Origin of the sequence: Streptomyces sp. NPDC020489, from assembly GCF_044386545.1 — a bacterium.
GTDB lineage: Bacteria > Actinomycetota > Actinomycetes > Streptomycetales > Streptomycetaceae > Streptomyces.
On sequence record NZ_JBIRUZ010000007.1, the window covers coordinates 298,478 to 320,218 of the forward strand.

The 21,741-nt window shown below is 68.3% G+C and carries 17 protein-coding genes; 7 read left to right on the plus strand and 10 right to left on the minus strand.

Annotation, left to right across the window (positions count from 1 at the left end; genetic code table 11):
• Positions 1 to 17: 17 nt before the first annotated feature.
• The 3 genes from ACH41F_RS21105 to ACH41F_RS21115 form a co-directional block, all read right to left on the minus strand.
• The gene (locus tag ACH41F_RS21105; protein ID WP_398836905.1) at positions 18 to 1,736 is read right to left on the minus strand and encodes a protein kinase family protein; all 1,719 of its coding nucleotides are present in this window, start codon (positions 1,734 to 1,736) and stop codon (positions 18 to 20) included.
• Positions 1,737 to 1,874: 138 nt separating this feature from the next.
• Positions 1,875 to 4,145 (minus strand): murein biosynthesis integral membrane protein MurJ, encoded by a 2,271-nt coding sequence (gene murJ, locus ACH41F_RS21110; protein WP_398836907.1) that lies wholly within the window; start codon positions 4,143 to 4,145, stop codon positions 1,875 to 1,877.
• Between the two features lie 47 nt (positions 4,146 to 4,192).
• Positions 4,193 to 6,553: a DUF6049 family protein gene (locus tag ACH41F_RS21115; protein WP_398836909.1), complete on the minus strand. Its 2,361-nt coding sequence runs from the start codon at positions 6,551 to 6,553 to the stop codon at positions 4,193 to 4,195.
• Positions 6,554 to 6,799: 246 nt separating this feature from the next.
• On the opposite strand from ACH41F_RS21115, the gene ACH41F_RS21120 reads away from it, so the two are divergent.
• Complete coding sequence (locus ACH41F_RS21120) at positions 6,800 to 8,266, plus strand: CCA tRNA nucleotidyltransferase (protein ID WP_398836911.1); 1,467 nt, start codon at positions 6,800 to 6,802, stop codon at positions 8,264 to 8,266.
• 121 nt (positions 8,267 to 8,387) lie between these two features.
• Here ACH41F_RS21120 and ACH41F_RS21125 read toward each other — a convergent pair whose 3' ends face one another.
• The 4 genes from ACH41F_RS21125 to ACH41F_RS21140 form a co-directional block, all read right to left on the minus strand.
• Positions 8,388 to 8,870, minus strand: a complete 483-nt coding sequence (locus ACH41F_RS21125) for a hypothetical protein (protein ID WP_391233484.1) — start codon at positions 8,868 to 8,870, stop codon at positions 8,388 to 8,390.
• A gap of 123 nt (positions 8,871 to 8,993) precedes the next feature.
• On the minus strand, positions 8,994 to 10,256 hold the full coding sequence (locus ACH41F_RS21130) for an MFS transporter (RefSeq protein WP_398836913.1): 1,263 nt from the start codon (positions 10,254 to 10,256) through the stop codon (positions 8,994 to 8,996).
• Positions 10,257 to 10,356: 100 nt separating this feature from the next.
• The gene (locus ACH41F_RS21135; protein WP_391233486.1) at positions 10,357 to 11,439 is read right to left on the minus strand and encodes an inositol-3-phosphate synthase; all 1,083 of its coding nucleotides are present in this window, start codon (positions 11,437 to 11,439) and stop codon (positions 10,357 to 10,359) included.
• 44 nt (positions 11,440 to 11,483) lie between these two features.
• Complete coding sequence (locus tag ACH41F_RS21140; RefSeq protein ID WP_391233487.1) at positions 11,484 to 12,176, minus strand: helix-turn-helix transcriptional regulator; 693 nt, start codon at positions 12,174 to 12,176, stop codon at positions 11,484 to 11,486.
• Positions 12,177 to 12,539: 363 nt separating this feature from the next.
• Here ACH41F_RS21140 and ACH41F_RS21145 point away from each other — a divergent pair, with 363 nt between their 5' ends.
• Positions 12,540 to 15,170, plus strand: a complete 2,631-nt coding sequence (locus ACH41F_RS21145) for a transglycosylase domain-containing protein (protein WP_398836915.1) — start codon at positions 12,540 to 12,542, stop codon at positions 15,168 to 15,170.
• A 108-nt stretch (positions 15,171 to 15,278) separates the two neighbouring features.
• Positions 15,279 to 16,787, plus strand: coding sequence for a glycosyltransferase family 87 protein (locus tag ACH41F_RS21150; protein WP_398836916.1), 1,509 nt, complete (start codon positions 15,279 to 15,281; stop codon positions 16,785 to 16,787).
• Between the two features lie 102 nt (positions 16,788 to 16,889).
• Here the strand turns inward: ACH41F_RS21150 and ACH41F_RS21155 are convergent, their stop codons facing one another.
• The 3 genes from ACH41F_RS21155 to ACH41F_RS21165 form a co-directional block, all read right to left on the minus strand.
• Positions 16,890 to 17,921: an alanine racemase gene (locus ACH41F_RS21155; RefSeq protein WP_391233490.1), complete on the minus strand. Its 1,032-nt coding sequence runs from the start codon at positions 17,919 to 17,921 to the stop codon at positions 16,890 to 16,892.
• A 101-nt stretch (positions 17,922 to 18,022) separates the two neighbouring features.
• Entirely contained in the window at positions 18,023 to 19,144 is a 1,122-nt protein-coding gene (femX, locus tag ACH41F_RS21160) for a peptidoglycan bridge formation glycyltransferase FemX (RefSeq protein WP_391233491.1), read from the minus strand.
• A gap of 179 nt (positions 19,145 to 19,323) precedes the next feature.
• Positions 19,324 to 19,626: a hypothetical protein gene (locus ACH41F_RS21165; RefSeq protein WP_391233492.1), complete on the minus strand. Its 303-nt coding sequence runs from the start codon at positions 19,624 to 19,626 to the stop codon at positions 19,324 to 19,326.
• Positions 19,627 to 19,890: 264 nt separating this feature from the next.
• On the opposite strand from ACH41F_RS21165, the gene rpsF reads away from it, so the two are divergent.
• The 4 genes from rpsF to rplI all read left to right on the plus strand — a co-directional run bounded on the left by rpsF (position 19,891) and on the right by rplI (position 21,605).
• Positions 19,891 to 20,181 (plus strand): 30S ribosomal protein S6, encoded by a 291-nt coding sequence (gene rpsF / locus ACH41F_RS21170; RefSeq protein ID WP_005482942.1) that lies wholly within the window; start codon positions 19,891 to 19,893, stop codon positions 20,179 to 20,181.
• A gap of 80 nt (positions 20,182 to 20,261) precedes the next feature.
• Positions 20,262 to 20,864, plus strand: a complete 603-nt coding sequence (locus tag ACH41F_RS21175; protein WP_391233493.1) for a single-stranded DNA-binding protein — start codon at positions 20,262 to 20,264, stop codon at positions 20,862 to 20,864.
• 39 nt (positions 20,865 to 20,903) lie between these two features.
• Positions 20,904 to 21,140 (plus strand): 30S ribosomal protein S18, encoded by a 237-nt coding sequence (gene rpsR / locus ACH41F_RS21180; RefSeq protein ID WP_398836918.1) that lies wholly within the window; start codon positions 20,904 to 20,906, stop codon positions 21,138 to 21,140.
• Positions 21,141 to 21,158: 18 nt separating this feature from the next.
• The gene (rplI, locus tag ACH41F_RS21185) at positions 21,159 to 21,605 is read left to right on the plus strand and encodes a 50S ribosomal protein L9 (protein WP_391233494.1); all 447 of its coding nucleotides are present in this window, start codon (positions 21,159 to 21,161) and stop codon (positions 21,603 to 21,605) included.
• Positions 21,606 to 21,741 lie beyond the last annotated feature (136 nt).

The window sequence follows — 21,741 nt, forward strand, 5'->3', positions numbered from 1 at the left end:
TGGGATGCGGTGCCTTGTCAGCCGGTGAACTGCACGTTGGTGATGGCCTGCTTGTAGCCGGGCTGACTGTAGTTGGCGGCGTCGGCGCCGGAGTACGGCATCGCGGTCATCCACACCAGCACGTAGCGGCTCTTGACCGGCTTGCCGACGCTCACCTTCGCCGAGGTTCCGCTTGTCGTCACCTCGCCCAGCTTCTTCATGGCACTCAGCGGCGTGGACGAGCCCAGCGAGTCGGTGGCGTACAGCTTGATGGTGGTGTGGTTGCCGCCGTAGCGGAAGGCGAGGGCCGCGGCCGACACCTCCTGCTCGGAACCGAGGTCGTAGACGATGCCGACACCGGGCTTGATCACTATTTCCGGACCGTCGTTGTAGCTGTTGGTCCGCCAGCCGGTCGTGGCGCTCGTGTCATACGTCAGGCCGACGTCGTCGGGATGCTGGGCGTCGCCCCCGGCCACGTACTCCTGGGCACCCTTGACGGCGAGCGTCTTGGGCGCCTTGATCTTTTCGGCGCCCTTGTCGTTGTCGTCCGTGGTCTGGGTCTGGTTGGTGTCGTCGGACTGGTTGCCCTGATCCATGAGGGCGTCCGCGAGCTGCCAGCTGCCGAGGCCCAGCGCGGCGATCAGCAGCGCGGAGACGGCCCACTTCAGGGCCCGGCCGGTGCGGCTCTGCAGCGGCGGCGGAGGGGCCGCCAGCGGCTGCGTGACGCCCGGGTGCGGCGCCGGACGGCCGTACGTGCCCTGCTGGTACGTCGTGCGCTGGTACTCGGGCGGCGCGGTGAACGCCGGCTCCGGCGGGCGGATGCGGGGCATCTCGCCGATCGCCTTCACCAGTTCCTCCGGCGTGGTGCACGCGGACTCGTGGCGGGAGGCGGTCGCGCCGTCGTTGACCAGGGCGCGCATCGACAGTTCGGACAGCCCGCGGTGGACGCCCGCGCGCACCTGGTCGGGGGCGATCAGGCCGACGTCCTTGGGCAACCCGGACAGGCCATAGGCGTCGTTCTCGTACGGCCAGCGCTGGGTGAGTCCCGCGTACAGCAGGGCGCCGATGGCCTCGGTGTCCGTGCGCTGCGGGGTGTCGGAGGTGATGCCGCGCAGCGCCGCGTTCACGGCGAGGCCGCGGATGCGCCACTGGCCGCTGGAGGTGCGCAGGACCGCGTTGGGGTTCAGGCGCAGATGCGCCAGGCCCTCGCGGTGCGCCGCCGCCATGGCCGCGGCGATCTGGCTGACCATCTGGTAGGCGTCGTGCGGCTCCAGCGGCCCGGGGGCCAGGAGCGCGGTCAGCTCGGTGGCGTCGGGCAGCCACTCGTGGACGACGTAGACGACGTCGTTCTCCTCGACGGCGTCCAGCACCTGGACGAAGCGCGGGTCGCCGAGCAGCGCGGACGAGCGGGCGGCGGCCAGGACGGAACGGGCTCGTGAGTGGTCCGCGGGCAGAATGTGCACGCCGACGGCGCGACGGAGTTTCTCGTCGACCGCACGCCAGCTGCTGAACCCGTCCAGACGGGTGACGCACTCCTCCAGCCGGTAGCGCCTGGCGAGCTTGTGGCCGCTGTGCAGCTCGGGCGGTGAGGCCTTTTCGGGACGCCCGGTCCCGCCACTCCCCTGTGCCTCGTTGTTTTCCGTGTCCCGCTCCCGGTTCTGGGCCTCCCCGTCGGCCGTGGACTGGTCCGCCTGTGCGGTCAGCGGCTCATCGCCGCTGTCTGCCACGTCGACGGCAGCCGTGCTCCGTTCCGCCACCGTCGTTCCTGCCTCCCCATTCGTTGCGCGCCGACCGACCTACGTGCGCGCCGTCCGACGCCGAACCCAATTGTGCCCACAGTCCGCCGCTATGCACGACACACGGTGGCGGGCGATGGTTGTGCGCGTACCCCCTTATCAGCGCCCCAGCCGCCCGCGCACCATGCCGACCAGGGAGTTCAGCTCCTCGATACGCATCTTGCGAGCCGCCACGAAGAAGATCCCGAGCAGGACCACACCACCGACGAGCAGGGCGGCGAAGGAGCCGACGACGCCCTGGCCGAGCGTGTGGCCGATGCCGTAGCAGGCCGCACCGCTGAGGACGGCCGCCGGCACCGAGGCGATGCACAGTCTGGCGTACGTCCGCATGACACGGGCGCCGTCCAGGTCACCACCGAGCCGCTTGCGCAGACGGCTCCAGGCGACACCGACGCCGATCATGTAGGCGAGGCCGTACGAGGCGGCCATACCGACGACCGCCCAGCGTGCCGGCAGTACGAAGTAACAGGCGGCGGACGCGGCGGCGTTGACGGCCGCCACGATGACCGTGTTGTAGAAGGGCGTCCGGGTGTCCTCGTACGCGTAGAACGCGCGCAGGACGACGTACTGCACGGAGTACGGGATCAGGCCGAGGCCGAAGGCCATCAGCATGAAGCCCATGTTCGTGGCCTGGTCGGCGCCCGAGGAGCCGAAGATCAGGGTGCACATCGGGATGCCGAGAGCGACGAACCCGAAGGCGAGCGGCACGATCGCCACCGCTGTCGTGCGCAGGCCCTGGGAGATGTCGTCGCGCACGGCACCCGCGTCGTCCTCGGCGGCCGAGCGGGAGATACGGGGCAGCAGGGCGGCCATCAGGGAGACGGTGATGATGGCCTGCGGCAGGCCCCAGATGAGCTGGGCGTTGGCGTAAGCGCTGAAGCCGGTGCCGGGGACGCCGGAGTCCGTGATGGCCGCGGTGGCCAGCTGGGTGACGACAAGGGCACCGGCCTGGTTGGCGAGGACGAAGAAGATCGTCCACTTGGCGAGCATCGCGGCCTTGCCGAGGCCGTGACCCTTCCAGTCGAAGCGGAGACGCACCTTGAAGCCGGTCTCACGCAGGTAAGGGATCATCGCGAGGGCCTGCACGACGAGGCCGAGCAGGACGCCAACACCGAGCAGTCGGACGCCCTCGGGCGGGATGTTCTGGACCGTCATCCCGGAGCGCTCGGACGTGCCGTACACCCACAGGAACGCGCCGAGCGTCACGATGATGACGATGTTGTTCAGGACCGGCGTCCACATCATGGCGCCGAACCGGCCGCGGGCGTTGAGGATCTGGCCCATCACCACGTGGACGCCCATGAAGAAGATCGAGGGCAGGAAGTACCGGGTGAAGGTGACGGCGGTCTCGTTGGCCGCGGGATTACTGGCCAGCGGGTTCGACAGAGCCCGCACCAGGAGCGGCGCGGCGAACATGACGAGCACCGTGAGCACGCCGAGGATGACCATGACGAGCGTCAGCAGCCGGTTGGCGTACGCCTCGCCTCCGTCCTCGTCGTCCTTCATGGAACGCACCAGCTGAGGGACGAACACGGAGTTGAGGCCGCCGCCCACGGTCAGGATGTAGATCATCGTCGGCAGTTGGTAGGCCACCTGGAAGGACTCACCCAGCAGGCCCAGACCGAGCGCCGAGACGATCATCGCCGAGCGGACGAATCCGGTGAGCCTCGACACCATGGTGCCCGCCGCCATCACCGCGCTCGACTTCAGCAGGCCCGCGGCCTTCCCGCCCTTGCTCGACGGAGCCGACGGGACCTGCGCGGCCGGAGGCGGCACGGGCGCGGTACCCAGGTTCATCGTGCTGTCCGCGGAGGGCGGCATGGGCGGCTCGGCGCCCGGCACCGGCGCCGGGGAGGGGCCGGGGACCGACGGTGACCGGTAGGGCGAGCGGCCGTCCCGGAACCCGCCTTCCTGCTGGTCCCGGAAGAGGTGGGCGAAGGCGTCCGGCTCGTGCCGCTCCTCGGCGGAGTGCGTGACGAGGTCGTCGACACCGACGTACTGGGTGGTGCGGGGGTCGTCGCCGTACGGCAGGTACTGGGTCGGACCGGACGGCTCGGGCGCCGGGGTCTGGGCCCACACATGCGGGTCGGGGGCGTACGGGGACTGCTGGGGCTGCGCGTACAGCGGCTGCTGCGGCGGGTACGTGCCCGGGGGCGGCGGGGGGTGCGCGGCGCGGTCGTAGAGCGCCTCGGCGACCGGGTCCTGGGCGGAGAGGTCCTGCGCCCGGTAGGGGTCCTGCTCGTAGGCGTCCTGGAGGTACATGTCCGCGGGGGGCTGCGGCGGTACCTGGCCGTGGTCGGGCGGCGGACCCTCGGGGTGGCCCGGGCTGTCCGCGGCCTGGCCGCGGTCACCGTCGTACGGCGCGTTCATGGTTACCCCACCTCATCGTCCCGGGCCCATCGGCGGCCTCGACATCCTCAACGGTCCACTCTCTCACCCGTGCCGGACGGGTCGGCGCTTTCCGCTGCGGTGTCCGGTGCAGGGTCACTCGGCTGCTGCGGGTCGTCCGCGTCGAGCCGGGTACCGGACTCCTCCGCGGGACGGTCCTCGGGGGCCTCGGGGTTCTCCGTGGCGTCCGCGACCTCGTCGGCCTCGTCCGGGCCGCCCTCCTCGGCTTCCCGCGCGGCGGCGCGTTTGCGCTGCGTGTACATCCGGAAGCCGGCGAGGACGAGCAGGAGGAAGCCGCCCCCGATGACCAGCATGACCGTGGCCGTGAACTCGGTGACCCTGACGTCGAACTGGACCGGATCGCCGTAGGCCTGGCCGTCCTCCGTGTACAGCTGCGCGGTGACCGTCGCCCGACCGTTGGCCTGGGCCGAGGTGGTGAACTTCACCGACTGGCTGTGCCCGCCGGAAACCTCGACCTGCTGTTCCTGGTAGTCGCCGTCGCCGATCTTGAGACGGTTGGGGCTCGTGGAGGTGAGCCGCAGCACGAGGTGCTCGACGCCCTGCACCAGGTTGTTCTGCACGGTCACCGGGATCGTGGCACTGCGTCCGGAGAGCTTGGTCTCCGACTTGTCGATCAGCTTGACCTGGTCGGTGAGGGAGTCGAGGTAGACCTTCACGCTGGTGCGGTAGCGCTGCGCCTCGGCGGCACGCCCGCGCCACGACGTGGACATCTCACGGTTCATGGCCCGCCCGAAGGGGGTCACCACCCGCGACTGGTCACTGAGGATGACCTTGAACTTGTTGAGCTCGGCCTGCGTGGTCGCGATCTCCTCGAAGGCGGCCTTGGACAGTTCCCGCTTGCGCAGCACGGACGGGTAGGCGGACGCCGCAGGCACCCTGGTGGTGGCACTCGTGTCCGGCTTCGCGGCGGCCGCCGCCGTGAGGTCCTGGGACCGTGACCAGTCCCCGTCCTGGAGGGCGGACACGGCATCGGCCATCGCCCGCGCCTGGCTCGCCGTCGGCATCCGCTGCGGGGCGACGACGATGCTGCGCTGCTTGTCGGTCTGCACGTTGAGCGCAAGGCTCGAGGCGAGGAACTTCTGTACGGCGAGCGTGGCCGTGGACGCCTTCGTCAGGTCGCCCTGGAAGGCCGTGGACAGCCGGGCGTCCGCGACCACCGCGGTGGTTCCGCCGCCGATGGGGCGGGCCGCGGAGGGCGTGTAGGTCAGCCCGCCCAGCTCCTGCAGGCTGTCGCTGCGGGCGATCACCTTGTCGGCGCCCGCGGAGGTGGCGACCTTGACGATCGACGGGTCCACGGCGCCCTCGACGGGCCAGGCGAAGTCGGTGTTCGGCGTCACGTGCAGCACCGTCCTCACCGTGGTGATGGCGGCGTCGGTGGCTTCCTTGAGGTGGTTGAGCGAGCCGGTGACGGAGGTTCCGTTGTGGGCGAGGGAGGCCAGGTCGGGGTCGGAGAAGGGGAGGGCGACGATCTCCTTGTCCGCGACCGCTTCCTGGAGTTCGGCCAGCCAGTCCATGGCGACCCGCTGATGCGTCCCGGCCACGGTGCCGCCGCCCGACTCGACGCGGTAGGCGCGCGTCATCGCGTCGACGGACGCCAGCAGGTCCGGGTCGATCACCCAGGTGACGTCCAGCTGCTTGCCCAGCGACAGCATCTGCTCCAGACGGCCGCCCGGGGCGATCTCCTTGGCGAGGTCGTCGTCGAGGAAGACCGGCGTCTGCTGCTCGTTGGACCCCGTCTCCGCCGTCATGTGGGCCGTGGAGACCAGCGGCCACAGGACCGTCGTCTTCGTCTTGCTGTCGGCGTCCTCGGGCTGCCAGGGCAGGAACGTCCGCTGGATGCCGAGCACCTGCTGCCACTGCTGTGCGGCGGTCTCACCGGTCAGGGAGACGCCGAGCTGGTAGACGCCGTCCGAACCGAGGTCCAGCTCGTCGACCGGCACGGAGATGCTGAAGTTCTGGGCGACCCCAGGGGTGAGCTTGGCGAACTTCTCGGCGTACTTGCCGCCGACGATGTCCCCGTCGAGCCCCGGCTGGAAGTCGGTGCGCCCGGAGATGGTGTCGATCGCCGAACGCGTATTCACCTCGGGCCCCACGCGCAGGTCCACCTGGGCGTCGGTGACCGCCTGCTTGCCCTGGTTGGTGACGGTGCCGGACACGGTCAGCGTGTCGCCGTCCGTGGGGACGCTGGGGGTGAGCGAGTCCAGGGAGACGGCCACCGTGCCGGTGCCGGACGCGGCTTCCGCGGGCGCGGCGGGCAGCTGAAGCAGGCCGGCCAGCAGGGGTGTCCCGGCGAGCAGGGCTCCGGTGCGCCGCAGCCAGCGACGGGCAGGTGAGGGACTCGTTCCCTGGAAGTCTGCCGCCTCGGCCACGCGCTCGCCCGTCCCTCGTCGTCGTCAGTGGTCGTCGGAATGTGCGTCCACGCATCGTAACGATGCCCGCTGAGGGGAAGTGCCGCGGACTGCTCCACAAGATCGGGGGAAGGGCCGGGGGCGTCCCGTATGTGGGCGTATAAAGGGGAGCGATTCCGTACGTCCGGGGCGACGGCGCCGCGTACCCGTCTGTGCAGATTTAATGGAGGCGCTCGGGATCGCCGGGGCCACGTACCCTCTTCTGTTGTGCCGAACGCCAACGAACACACCTCCAGCGCCCTGAGCCAGGTGCAGTCCCGCGCGGTCAGTGAACTGCTGCGGGTCGCTCCTGTCGCCGACGACCTTGCCCGCCGTTTCCAGGAGGCCGGGTTCTCTCTCGCCCTGGTCGGCGGCTCGGTCCGGGACGCGCTGCTCGGCCGGCTCGGCAACGACCTGGACTTCACGACCGACGCCCGTCCCGAGGACGTACTGAAGATCGTGCGCCCGTGGGCGGACGCCGTGTGGGAGGTCGGGATCGCCTTCGGCACGGTCGGGGTGCAGAAGGACGCCCGCGTCGGAGACGCCGTCAGAAGCTTCCAGATCGAGGTGACCACCTATCGGTCGGAGGCGTACGACCGGACCTCGCGCAAGCCCGAGGTGTCGTACGGCGACTCCATCGAGGAGGACCTCGCCCGCCGGGACTTCACGGTGAACGCGATGGCGGTCGCGCTGCCGGAGAAGGAGTTCATCGACCCGCACGGCGGCCTGGACGACCTCGCGGAGCGTGTCCTGCGCACCCCGGGTACGCCTGAGGCGTCCTTCTCGGACGACCCGCTGCGGATGATGCGGGCCGCGCGCTTCGCCGCCCAGCTCGACTTCGAGGTGGCCCCCGAGGTCGTCACGGCGATGAAGGAGATGTCCGGGCGGATCGAGATCGTCTCGGCCGAGCGGGTGCGGGACGAGCTGAACAAGCTGGTCCTGTCCGCACACCCCCGCAAGGGCCTCACGCTGCTGGTCGACACCGGCCTCGCCGACCATGTCCTGCCCGAGCTCCCGGCTCTGCGTCTGGAGAGCGACGAGCACCACCGGCACAAGGACGTCTACGAGCACACGTTGATCGTCCTGGAGCAGGCGATGGCGCTGGAGGAGGACGGTCCCGACCTGGTACTGCGCCTGTCCGCCCTGCTGCACGACATCGGCAAGCCGCGCACGCGTCGCTTCGAGAAGGACGGCCGGGTCTCGTTCCACCACCACGAGGTGGTCGGCGCGAAGATGACCAAGAAGCGCATGACGGCGCTGAAGTACTCCAACGAGTTGGTGAAGGACGTCTCACGTCTGGTCGAACTCCACCTGCGCTTTCACGGCTATGGCATGGGCGAGTGGACGGACTCCGCGGTCCGCCGCTACGTCCGTGACGCCGGCCACCTCCTCGACCGTCTCCACAAGCTGACCCGCTCGGACTGCACCACGCGCAACAAGCGCAAGGCGGCCGCACTGTCCCGTGCGTACGACGGTCTGGAGGAGCGGATCGCCCAGCTCCAGGAGCAGGAGGAGCTCGACGCGATCCGCCCGGACCTGGACGGCAACCAGATCATGGAGATCCTCGGCGTGGGGCCTGGTCCCGCCGTGGGTCGTGCCTACAAGCACATGCTGGAACTGCGCCTGGAGAACGGGCCGATGGGCGAAGAGGCCGCGGCCAAGGCGCTCAAGGAGTGGTGGACCGAGCAAGGCTGAGGCGGTGAAAGCGGGGCATGTTTCACGTGAAACATGCCCCGCTGCCGTCAAGCCTTCTCCAGGCAACGCTTGAGGGGTGATGTTTCACGTGAAACATCACCCCTCAAAGCGAAGGTGCGCGTTACTTGACTTCCTTCAGGCAGAGAACCACGTCGTGGCCGTCGCCCGTCTGGTAGTACGAGATCTCCGCAGTCTTGACGGCCTCACACTTGCTGTCGTCGCTGGTGTCGTCGAACTTCTCGACGACCTTGTACTCAGCGTCGGACGAGGTGCAGTCAACCGTCTTCAGGTCCGGGCTGATCTGCGTGCCCTCGTTGTGCATGCAGCTGCCGACGGACGTGGTCTCCGCGTCGGTCTTGCTGAAGAACCACTTGCCGCCGGCGATGAGTATCGCGACGACGATGAAGCCGACGATACGCAAGGCCTTCTTGCCGAAGCGGCGGGAGGGAGGAGCCGGCGGAACCGGCGCGTACGGCGCGGTGCCCTGCGGGGGGACGCCCGGCTGGCCCTGAGCGAAGGGGTTGCCGCCCTGGGGCGGGTACGGGGCCTGGGGCTGCTGGCCCTGGGCGTACGGGTTCTGGCCCTGGGGCGGCGGAGTGGACATGCGGGGATCCCCCTAGAACATGGGTATGTGACGCACCTAAGGAGCGCGTAAGACGCACGTAAGTTACCGGGCTCCACTGACACTCCAGCAATCCAGGGGGGCTCTGTGGCATTGATGTGACACTTACGGACGTTCAAAGCGGAACATAGCCGCCCCAATCGCTCCGTAGATAACGGCCACCGTGACCACCAGCACGACGGAGCGACCGTCGGGCGGGAGTATCAGGGCGGCCACGGCGGCGGCACCGACGAAGGCGACGTTGAAGAGCACGTCGTAGACGGAGAAGATCCGGCCCCGGAAGCCGTCGTCGACCGAGGACTGCACGATGGTGTCGGTCGCGATCTTCGCTCCCTGGGTGGTCAGGCCCAGGACGAACGCCGCTGCCAGCATGGGCGCGACGGTGAAGGGGAGACCGAGAGCCGGTTCCAGGACCGCCGCGGACACCGCGCACACGGCGATCCAGCGGCCGGGGCGCAGCCGTCCCGTCGCCCACGGGGTCACCACGGCAGCCACGAAGAAGCCCGCACCGGAGATGCCCAACGCCAGCCCCAGCAGGGCCAGGCCGTCGTCGGTGGTCGAGGAGAGCGCGTACCGGCAGAGCATCAGCAGCATGACCAGCAGGGCCCCGTAGCAGAACCGCATCAGCGTCATCGCGCCGAGCGCCTGGGCGGCCCGTCGGCGGGGCGGGGAGGCCAGGTGGCGGACGCCCGCCACCAGGTCGCGGGCGGTGCCGGAGAGCGCCGCCGAGAGGTGCGGGCGCACCAACTCCCGGTCGGGACCGAGAAGCTCGCGTGACATGCGCAGCGATGCGAGCGCGGCGCACAGGTAGAGGGCGGCGCCCAGCAGGACCACGGCAGCGTCGGAGTCGGCGACCACCAGGCGTACGAGGAAGGCCAGTCCGCCCCCGGCGGTCGCGGCGAGGGTGCCTGCCGTCGGGGACAGGGAGTTGGCGAGGACCAGGCGTTCGTCGTCGACCACGCGGGGCAGGGCGGCGGACAGGCCCGACAGGACGAAGCGGTTGACGGCGGTGACGCACAGGGCGGAGGCGTAGAAGAGCCAGTCCGGGGCGTGGCTGACCATCAGGACGGCGGTCGCCGCGGCCATCAGGGCGCGGACGAGATTGCCGTAGAGGAAGACCTGGCGGCGGCGCCAGCGGTCCAGCAGGACGCCGGCGAAGGGGCCCACCAGGGAGTAGGGGAGCAGCAGGACGGCCATGGCGGAGGCGATGGCCGTGGCCGAGGTCTGTTTCTCCGGGGAGAAGACGACGTAGGCGGCGAGTGCGACCTGGTAGACGCCGTCGGCGCCCTGGGAGAGCAGACGTACGGCGAGCAGGCGCCTGAAGCCTTGGAAGCGCAGCAGGACGCGCAGGTCACGTACGACGGCCATGGCGCACAGCCTCACATAAGGACAGGGTCCCCGGGCGATACCACCCGGGGACCCTCGACACAGCCCTGGCAGGAGCGATTTTCAATGAGCCGCGGCGCCTTTAGCGCTCGACTTCACCCTTGATGAACTTCTCGACGTTGGCGTAGGCCTCGTCGTCGAAGTACTGGACCGGCGGGGACTTCATGAAGTACGAGGACGCCGACAGGATCGGGCCACCGATGCCGCGGTCCTTGGCGATCTTCGCGGCGCGCAGGGCGTCGATGATGACACCCGCGGAGTTCGGGGAGTCCCAGACCTCGAGCTTGTACTCCAGGTTCAGCGGGACGTCGCCGAAGGCACGGCCCTCGAGGCGGACGTAGGCCCACTTGCGGTCGTCGAGCCAGGCCACGTAGTCCGAGGGACCGATGTGGACGTTCTTGGCGCCCATGTCACGGTCGGGGATCTGCGAGGTGACGGCCTGCGTCTTCGAGATCTTCTTGGACTCGAGGCGGTCGCGCTCCAGCATGTTCTTGAAGTCCATGTTGCCGCCGACGTTGAGCTGCATGGTGCGCTCGAGACGGACACCGCGGTCCTCGAACAGCTTGGCCATCACACGGTGCGTGATGGTGGCGCCGACCTGCGACTTGATGTCGTCGCCGACGATCGGGACGCCCGCCTCGGTGAACTTGTCCGCCCACTCCTTGGTGCCGGCGATGAAGACCGGAAGGGCGTTGACGAAGGCGACCTTGGCGTCGATGGCGCACTGGGCGTAGAACTTCGCCGCGTCCTCGGAACCGACCGGCAGGTAGCAGACGAGAACGTCGACCTGCTTGTCCTTGAGGACCTGGACGACGTCGACCGGGGCCTCGGCGGACTCCTCGATGGTCTCGCGGTAGTACTTGCCGAGACCGTCGAGGGTGTGGCCGCGCTGGACCGTGACGCCCTTGTTCGGGACGTCGCAGATCTTGATGGTGTTGTTCTCGCTGGCACCGATGGCGTCCGAGAGGTCGAGGCCGACCTTCTTCGCGTCGACGTCGAAGGCGGCGACGAACTCGACGTCACCGACGTGGTAGTCGCCGAACTGGACGTGCATGAGGCCGGGGACCTTGGACGCCGGGTCGGCGTCCTTGTAGTACTCGACTCCCTGGACCAGCGACGCGGCGCAGTTGCCCACGCCAACGATGGCTACGCGGACCGAACCCATTCCGGTTGCTCCCTGTGTGTATGAGTGAGGCCCTGACTGGGCGCTCACGTGGTGGTGTCGTCGGGCGTATCGGGCCGGGGGGTGTCCCCGGACCGTGGCAGGTTGCCCGGCGCTCCAGATGTGTTGTTCTGCTGAGAGGGCTGAGCGGACCCCCCGGAAGCGGACCCCTTGAGGTCCCGTCCGGCCCGCTCGCTCTCGATGAGCTCGTTCAGCCAGCGCACTTCGCGCTCCACGGACTCCATTCCGTGGCGCTGGAGCTCAAGCGTGTAGTCGTCGAGGCGCTCCCGGGTGCGCGCGAAGGAGACGCGCATCTTGTCCAGCCGGTCCTCCAACCGGCTGCGGCGGCCCTCCAGCACGCGTACGCGTACGTCGCGCGACGTCTGCCCGAAGAAGGCGAAACGCGCGGCGAAGTGCTCGTCCTCGTAGGAATCGGGGCCGGTCTGCGAGAGCAGGTCCTCGAAGTGCTCCTTACCTTCCGCCGTCAACCGATAGACGATCTTGGCGCGACGTCCTGCCAGCGATGCGGCGAGGGCGTCCTCAGGAGCGTTCCCCGGTTCCTCGATCAACCAGCCGTTGGCGACCAGCGTCTTGAGGCAGGGGTAGAGCGTGCCGTAGCTGAACGCACGGAACACGCCCAGCGACGTATTGAGTCGTTTGCGCAGCTCGTAGCCGTGCATCGGGGACTCGCGGAGGAGACCGAGTACGGCGAACTCGAGGATCCCGGAACGCCGGCTCATGATCGCCTCCTCTCGGCCTTCGGCCCGCTTATGTCGCTCTGATGTATCGACTCGATACATCCAGACGATAGAACGACCTTCCGGATGCGACAAGTGGGGGGACGGTGAACGGGATCACATCACCGTTTCGTTGGAGGCGAGTTGCCTGATTTGGGGTGACCTTCAGGACTCGGCGGGTTTTGACGGTGCGTAGTCTGTGCGGCATGCACACCACCGGGAACCAAGTGACGCCTGGGGGCGTCGTCGTCCCCGGTGCAGTACGGGTGAATGCGCAAGCGTCGCCATCCGTACTTCGGGGGGACCGGAAACCAGCCGCTGTTTCCAGGCGCGCACGGGTGCGCCTGCCCGAGGAGTAGTCGTTCGATGAGCGAGCACCGTCGCAAACCGCCGCAGCCGCAGGGAGGCGGACGTGCCGCGGCCCGACGCGGCCAGTCCGGCTCGTCCTCCGGCCGCCGTGCGGCACCGCGTGGCGCCACCGGGTCTCCATCCGACGCGTACGGGTCGGATTCCTACGGGCCGGGCGGCGAGGAGCGGCCGTACAGCAGCCGGGCCGAGGCCCGACGCGCGGCACAGAGATCCGGGGGCAGCCGACGCAGAGCGCCCGAGCCCACCGGCCGTGGCGCCCGGCGAGGGGCCCCGGGCGGCCCGAGCGGACCTGGACGGGGCCGAGCCTCCGCCTCGAGCGAGAAGCGGTTCGTCGACTACCCGCGGGCCGGCAAGTACGGCTGGCAGCGCTGGGTGCCGTCCTGGCGGCTCGTGTCCGGACTGTGTCTGACGTTCCTCGGCGGTCTGGTCGCGATCGCGGGGATCGGGTACGCCATGGTCGGCATCCCCGACGAGAACGCCGCCGCCAAGTCGGAGAACAACGTCTACTACTGGGCGGACGGCTCCCGGATGGTCGCCACCGGCAGTGGCGTGAACCGGCAGAACGTCGACATCTCCAAGATTCCCTCGGCCATGCAGTGGGCCGTGATCTCGGCCGAGAACAAGAGCTTCTACTCCGACTCGGGCGTCGACCCCATGGGCATCGCGCGAGCACTGGCCAACATGGCCCGGGGCGGCGACACCCAGGGTGGCTCGACGATCACCCAGCAGTACGTGAAGAACACGTACCTGAGCCAGGAGCAGACGGTCTCCCGGAAGTTCAAGGAGATGTTCATCTCCATAAAGGTGGGCACGAAGCTCACCAAGCAGGACATCCTCCAGGGCTACCTGAACACCTCGTACTACGGCCGTAGCGCCTACGGCATCCAGGCCGCCGCGCAGACCTACTTCGGCAAGGACGCCGAGGACCTCTCGGTCTCCGAGTGCGCCTTCCTCGCCGCGCTGCTCAAGGGTCCGACGTACTACGACCCGGTGGACAACACGAGCTTCGACCCGTCGGCGACCAAGGAGGCCAACACCAAGCGCTCCAAGGAGCGCTGGGCCTGGATCCTGGAGCAGATGCACGACGACAAGCGCATCACGGAGGCCGAGTATCAGAAGGCCATCAAGAAGTGGCCCACGCCCCAGGGCCTCAAGGCGACCAAGGGCATGACCGGCCAGGTCAGCTACCTCGTCGACACGGCCAAGAAGTACGTGCTCTCCCACTCGAAGATCTCGCAGACCGAGTTCGACAAGGGCGGCTACCAGATCTACACGACCTTCGAGAAGCCCAAGGTCGACGCCCTCTCGGCAGCCGTCAAGAAGATCGAGAAAGAGAAGATCGACCCGAAGAAGCGCGACCTGGACAAGCACGTCCAGTTCGGTGCGGCGTCGGTGCGGCCCAAGGACGGTGCCATCGTCGCGCTGTACGGCGGCGCTGGTTACGAGAACGGCCACTTCAACAACAACGCGAACACCTCGGGCGTGCCCGTCGGTTCGACATGGAAGCCGTTCGTGCTCGCCGCCGCGATGGAGTACGGCACCTACAAGGATCCGAACGTCGGTGTCTCGCCGCTGAGCAAGTACAACGGCAACGACCATCTGAAGATCCGGAACAACGACGGCAGCTACGTCCTGAAGAAGGACAACTCGGTCTTCTACCAGGAGAACGAGAGCGACTATCCCTGGGGTTACATCTCCCTGCGCAAGGCCATGGAGCAGTCCGTCAACACGCCGTTCGTGCAGCTCGGCATGGACGTGGGACTCAGCAAGGTGCGGAACGTCGCGGAGAAGTCCGGGATCCTGGACGAGAGCATGCCGCAGACCCCCAACGCCTCCTTCTCCCTCGGTACGTCGACCCCCAGCGCGATTCGCATGGCGGACGCCTACGCCACCTTCGCGGCCTCGGGCAAGCACGCCGACCCGTACTCCGTGACCCAGGTCAAGAAGGACGGCCAGGAGCTGCCGGGCTTCGAGAAGCCGAAGGTCACGCTGGCGATGCCCGAGAACGTGGCGCACAACGTCACGGACGTACTCGAGAACGTCATCGAGAACGGAACGGGTAAGAACGCGAGGGCGCTGGGCCGTACGGCGGCCGGCAAGACCGGTACCACGGACGAGAACAAGTCCGCCTGGTTCGTCGGTTACACCCAGCAGCTGTCGACGTCGATCGCGATGTTCCGGGAGGACCCGAAGAGCAGCAGGCTGCTCTCCATGAACGGCACGGCGGGTGAGGACTCCATCCACGGTGGTGACATCCCGACGTCCATCTGGACCGAGTACATGAAGGCCGCCTTGAAGGGGGCCAGTGACCCTGGCTTCCCGGACGCTGAGCAGATCGGCGAGATCCAGGACGAGCAGGGCGCCCCGTCCCCGACTCCCACCGTCTCCGAGACGCCCAGTCCGACGCCCAGTGAGACGCCGAGCGAGACGCCCAGCCCGAGCATCAGTGCTCCCTCGCCCTCGGTGTCGGAGAGCTGCTTCGGCTTCCAGTGCGAGGACACCGGCGGGGCGAACTCCGGCGGCACCACGGACGGAGGCGTGAGCTCCACTCCGACGGCCACGGAGTCGGACACCACCCGGGGCAACAGCAATGGCAATGGGGGCATCTTCGGAGGTTCGACCGGTTAGCCGCCCTATCGTCCGTCGAGGGTGTTTCACGTGAAACATGGGCCGCCGCATCCACCAGGTGCGGCGGCCCTCGGCGTGTTCCTAGGCGCGTACGGCAGGATGTGCCCCATGCCCAGCGCAGAATCGACGCAAGCGAGCGTGCACGAGCCGGACTCGGTGCGGCCGACCAAGGACGACGAGATCGCCGCGAGCGGTAGTGAGTTGATCGGTGGTCCGATCGGGCGGCGTGCGCTGCTCGGGACGTCCTGGTGGACTCCCGTGCGGGTGATCGCGCTCGTGGCGATCGGGATGTTCGCCCTCGGCCTGATCCAGAAGGCGCCCTGCTACAACGGCGACTGGTTCTTCGGCGCCAGCTCGCAGTACACCCACGCCTGCTACTCGGACATCCCGCACCTCTACGCGGGGCGCGGTTTCGCCGATGGGCTCGTGCCGTACTTCGACAAGCTCGACGGCGACATGGAGTACCTCGAATACCCGGTGCTGACCGGTGTGTTCATGGAGGTCGCCTCCTGGCTCACGCCGGGCAGCGGCAGCATCCAGGACCAGGAGCAGTGGTACTGGATGGTCAACGCGGGGATGCTGATGGCCTGTGCGGCCGTCATCGCCGTCTGCGTGACCCGTACGCACGCCCGGCGTCCCTGGGACGGTCTGCTGGTCGCCCTGGCGCCCGCCTTCGCGCTGACCGCCACCATCAACTGGGACCTCTTGGCGGTCTCCCTGACGGCCGCCGCGATGCTGATGTGGTCCCGGGGCCGCGCGCTCGCCTTCGGTGTCCTGCTGGGCCTCGCCACGGCCGCCAAGCTCTATCCCGTCTTCCTGCTCGGCCCGCTGTTCGTGCTCTGCTGGCGCGCGGGCAAGTGGCGGGACTTCGGGAAGGCTCTGGGGGGTGCCGCCGTCTCCTGGCTGGTCGTGAACCTTCCGGTGATGCTCCTCGCCTGGGACGGCTGGTCGAAGTTCTACGAGTTCAGCCAGGAGCGCGGCGTCGACTTCGGCTCCTTCTGGCTGATCCTCGCCCAGAACTCCTCCGACCCGCTGGAGACCGATACGGTCAACACGCTGGCCACGCTGCTGGTGCTGCTGTCCTGCGCAGGCATCGCGGCGATCACGCTGACCGCCCCGCGCCGGCCGCGCTTCGCCCAGCTGGCCTTCCTGATCGTCGCGGCGTTCATCCTCACCAACAAGGTCTACTCGCCGCAGTACGTCCTGTGGCTGGTCCCCCTCGCCGTGCTGGCCCGCCCCAGGTGGCGGGACTTCCTGATCTGGCAGGCCTGCGAGGTGGCGTACTTCCTGGGGATCTGGATGTATCTCGCGTACACGACCAGCGGGGACGCCCACAAGGGCCTTCCCCAGGACGGCTACCACTGGGCCATCGCCCTGCATCTGCTCGGAACGCTGTACCTGTGTGCCGTGGTGGTGCGTGACATCTGGATGCCGGAACGGGACGTGGTGCGCCGGGCCGGCGACGACGACCCTTCGGGGGGCGTGCTCGACGGCGCGGAGGACGTGTTCGTCCTCGGCCCCGCGGCCCATCCCCCGCGCCACGCCGCTCACTTCGGCGGTACGCCGGTGGAGTGGGGCGAGCGGGAGGCGGACTCCTCCAAGGACAGTTCGCTCTGAGCGAACACGGCGTAGGGAGTCCACGCGAAAGGCCGTGCACGGGATTCCGTGCACGGCCTTTGTGCTGGTTGCGTACGGCTGCTCAGCCGGTCCTTACGGTCCTCAGCGGTCGACGATCCGGTCGAACTGCGTGGTGGTGTGCCGCAGATGGGCCACCAGTTCCTCGCCCACCGTCGGCTCGGGGGCGTCGGAGGGGACGAACAGGATCGAGACCTGCATGTGCGGCGGTTCGGCGAACCAGCGCTGCTTGCCGCCCCAGACGAACGGAGAAAGGTTCCGGTTCACCGTGGCCAGGCCGGCGCGGGCGACGCCCTTGGCGCGCGGCATGACGCCGTGGAGCGCCTTGGGGGCCTCCAGACCCACGCCGTGCGACGTACCGCCCGCCACGACGACCAGGAAGCCGTCCGAGGCCGCCTTCTGCTGGCGGTAGCCGAACCGGTCGCCCTTGCTGACGCGGGTGACGTCCAGGACCGCGCCGCGGTACTCGGTGGCCTCGTGGTCCCCCAGCCACAGCCGCGTGCCGATGCGGGCGCGGAAGCGGGTCTGCGGGAACTGCTGCTGCAGGCGCGCGAGATCCTCGGCCTTGAGATGGCTGACGAACATCGTGTGCAGCGGCAGCCGGGCCGCGCGCAGGCGGTCCATCCAGCCGATGACCTCCTCGACGGCATCCGAGCCGTCGGTGCGGTCCAGCGGCAGGTGGATGGCGAAGCCCTCCAGGCGGACGTTCTCTATGGCGGCGTGCAGCTGCGGCAGGTCCTGCTCGCTGATGCCGTGCCGCTTCATCGAGGACATCACCTCGATGACCACCCGGGCGCCCACGAGACCGTAGACCCCGTCGATGGACGAGACCGAGCGGATGACCCGGTCGGGCAGCGGTACAGGCTCCTCGCCGCGCCGGTACGGCGTCAGCACCAGCAGGTCACCGCCGAACCAGTCCTTGATGCGCGCGGCCTCGTACGTCGTGCCGACCGCGAGGACGTCCGAACCGAGCCGGGTGGCCTCCTCCGCCAGCCGCTCGTGCCCGAAGCCGTAGCCGTTGCCCTTGCAGACCGGGACGAGCCCTGGGAACTGGTCCTGCACGTGCTTGTGGTGCGCACGCCAGCGCGCGGTGTCGACGTAGAGCGTGAGCGCCATGGCCGGACCTGGAACCTTTCTCGTGGCTGCGGTGTATCAGAGGTATGGAAGCGAACGAACGAGTCGAAGCCCCCGAAGCTATGGAAGCAAACGGGCGGGGTTCAGCGGCGCGACATGTAGATGTCGAGCGCCTTGTGGAGCAGCTTGTTGAGCGGGAAGTCCCACTCGCCGAGGTACTCGGCCGCCTGCCCGCCGGTGCCGACCTTGAACTGGATCAGGCCGAACAGGTGGTCGGTCTCGTCCAGCGAGTCGGAGATGCCGCGCAGGTCGTAGACGGTCGCGCCGAGCGCGTAGGCGTCGCGCAGCATCCGCCACTGCATCGCGTTCGAGGGCCGGACCTCGCGGCCGATGTTGTCGGAGGCGCCGTAGGAGTACCAGACGTGCCCGCCGACGATCAGCATGGTCGCCGCCGACAGGTTCACGCCGTTGTGGCGGGCGAAGTACAGCCGCATGCGGTTGGGGTCCTCGGTGTTGAGGGCCGTCCACATGCGCTGGAAGTACGACAGCGGGCGGGGCCGGAAGTGGTCGCGCACGGCCGTGATCTCGTACAGCCGCTGCCATTCCTCGAGGTCGTGGTAGCCACCCTGGACGACCTCGACGCCGGCCTTCTCGGCCTTCTTGATGTTGCGGCGCCACAGCTGGTTGAAGTTCTTGTGGACCTCTTCCAGGGATCGGTTCGCCAGCGGCACCTGGTAGACGTAGCGGGGCTGGACGTCGCCGAATCCGGCGCCGCCGTCCTCGCCCTGCTGCCAACCCATTCGGCGGAGCTTGTCGGCGACCTCGAAGGCGCGCGGCTCGATGAAGTCGGCCTCGATGTCGCGCAGCCGCTTCACGTCCGGGTTCTGGATGCCGGCCTTGATCGACGTGGCCTCCCAGCGCCGGATGATGACCGGCGGGCCCATCTTCACCGAGAACGCGCCCTGGTGCTTGAGGTGGGCGAGCATCGGTTCCAGCCAGTCGGTCAGGTTCGGTGCGAACCAGTTGATGACCGGGCCCTCGGGCAGATAGGCGAGATAGCGCTTGATCTTGGGCAGCTGACGGTAGAGAACCAGCCCTGCGCCCACCATCTCGCCGGTCTTGTCGTCGAACCAGCCGAGGCTCTCGGAGCGCCACTCCGCCTTGACGTCTGCCCAGGCCGGAACCTGCATGTGGCTCGCCGCCGGCAGGCTCTGGATGTATGCCAGATGCTGCTCGCGGCTGATCGTCCTCAGGGTCAGGCTCATTCGGGGCGCTCCTCGGGCTGGTGTGTCCCCATGGGTACAGGGGCTCCGGCTCTCGCGCCGAAGCCTACTGCGCCTGACGAGCGCCCCGACTGGGCGTACGGCACCTGCGCCCCGGCTCATGGGCCGCCGGGGCGTTCCGTGGTGCTTTGTGTGGTGTCAGAGGGACGGTGCCCTGGGCGTCAACCGAAGAGGCCGCCGTGCGCCATGCCGAGGAAGAAGCCGATCGCCGAGGCGCCGAGACCGAGGATCAGTCCGAAGCGCTCACGGGTCGTCTCCGAGATCCACTGGCCGTAGGCGCCGGTGAGGATTCCCACCAGCCCGGCCCAGGAACTGAGCAGATGCAGGTTGTGGAACATCGCCGTGACGAACGATGTGATCCCCAGGACCAGGGTCACCGCGAGCAGGGTGTCCTGGAGGGGGTGGGATTTGCCGTCCGTGGCGAACAGGCCTCCGACGGTGTTGGGTCGCAATGCTTGTGCCATAGGGCACCTCCTGCGAAAGGCGGCGCATCGTAGCGCCATACACACCCGATGTGTACAGATTGTCGGTCCTGGCGGCCGGATTTCAACCGGAAGCCAGGGTGCGGGTACTCTGTACCCTCTGCACCGGTGTCTGCCCATGTCACGACCGGGACTACCGCGAGGAAGCCCCGATTGTCAGTGGCGGCCGATACCGTTGCTTACGCATCACGACCCTCCTGCCACGGAACGACCGTGGCCGCTGAGTCCAAAGGAGGTGGGTTCCACATGCGTCACTACGAGGTGATGGTCATCCTCGACCCCGATCTGGAGGAGCGCGCTGTCGCCCCCCTGATCGAGAACTTCCTCTCCGTCGTCCGTGAGGGCAACGGAAAGGTCGAGAAGGTCGACACCTGGGGCCGTCGTCGTCTCTCGTACGAGATCAAGAAGAAGCCTGAGGGCATCTACTCGGTCATCGACCTGCAGGCCGAGCCTGCGGTCGTCAAGGAGCTCGACCGCCAGATGAACCTGAACGAGTCGGTCCTCCGGACCAAGGTCCTCCGTCCCGAGACCCACTGAGCTTCCCCGCTCAGCTGATCTCGGGATTCGAGTAGCAGCAACCAAGCAGCCAGAGCAGCAAACCCGCCGAGAGGTTCCCCATGGCAGGCGAGACCGTCATCACGGTCGTCGGCAATCTTGTCGACGACCCCGAGCTGCGCTTCACCCCCTCCGGTGCGGCGGTCGCGAAGTTCCGTGTCGCGTCCACCCCCCGCACCTTCGACCGTCAGACCAACGAGTGGAAGGACGGCGAGAGCCTGTTCCTGACCTGCTCGGTCTGGCGTCAGGCGGCGGAGAACGTCGCCGAGTCGCTCCAGCGAGGCATGCGCGTCATCGTGCAGGGCCGGCTGAAGCAGCGGTCCTACGAGGACCGTGAGGGCGTCAAGCGCACGGTCTACGAGCTGGACGTCGAGGAAGTCGGCGCCAGCCTGCGCAATGCCACGGCCAAGGTCACCAAGACGGCCGGCGGTGCCGGGCGTGGTGGCCAGGGCGGTTACGGCGGCGGCGGTGGCGGCCAGGGTGGCGGCGGCTGGGGTGGAAACTCTGGCGGCGGCCAGCAGGGCGGCGGCGCTCCCGCTGACGACCCGTGGGCCAGCGGCGCTCCCGCCGGTGGCCAGCAGGGCGGCGGCGGTGGCGGCGGCTGGGGTGGAAACTCCGGCGGCGGCAGCGCCGGCGGCGGCTACTCGGACGAGCCCCCCTTCTAGGGGCTCACTCCCACTTCTTGATCACACAGGAGAAACACCATGGCGAAGCCGCCTGTGCGCAAGCCTAAGAAGAAGGTCTGCGCTTTCTGCAAGGACAAGGTCACGTACGTGGACTACAAGGACACGAACATGCTGCGGAAGTTCATTTCCGACCGCGGCAAGATCCGTGCCCGCCGCGTGACCGGCAACTGCACGCAGCACCAGCGTGACGTCGCCACGGCTGTCAAGAACAGCCGTGAGATGGCGATGCTGCCCTACACCTCCACCGCGCGATAAGGGAAGGGTGACCGACTCATGAAGATCATCCTCACCCACGAGGTCTCCGGCCTCGGTGCCGCGGGCGACGTCGTTGACGTCAAGGACGGTTACGCTCGCAACTACCTGATCCCGCGGAAGTTCGCTATCCGCTGGACCAAGGGTGGCGAGAAGGACGTCGAGCAGATCCGTCGTGCTCGCAAGATCCACGAGATCCAGACCATCGAGCAGGCCAACCAGATCAAGGGCCAGCTCGAGGCCGTCAAGGTCCGTCTGGCTGTTCGCTCCGGCGACGCCGGTCGTCTCTTCGGTTCCGTCACCCCGGCCGACATCGCCTCGGCGATCAAGGCTTCCGGTGGCCCCGAGGTCGACAAGCGCCGCATCGAGCTCGGCGCGCCGATCAAGACCCTCGGCGCTCACGAGACGTCCGTGCGTCTGCACCCCGAGGTTGCCGCCAAGGTCAACATCGAGGTCGTCGCGGCCTGATCGCTGCGTTCGGCTTGAGCAGTTGTGAGAGGGGCCGTATCCCGTCGGATACGGCCCCTCTTGCATGCCCAACAGTTGGAGGAGGCTCGTGATGTTTCACGTGAAACGTGGCGGGCCCTGGTGTTTCACGTGAAAC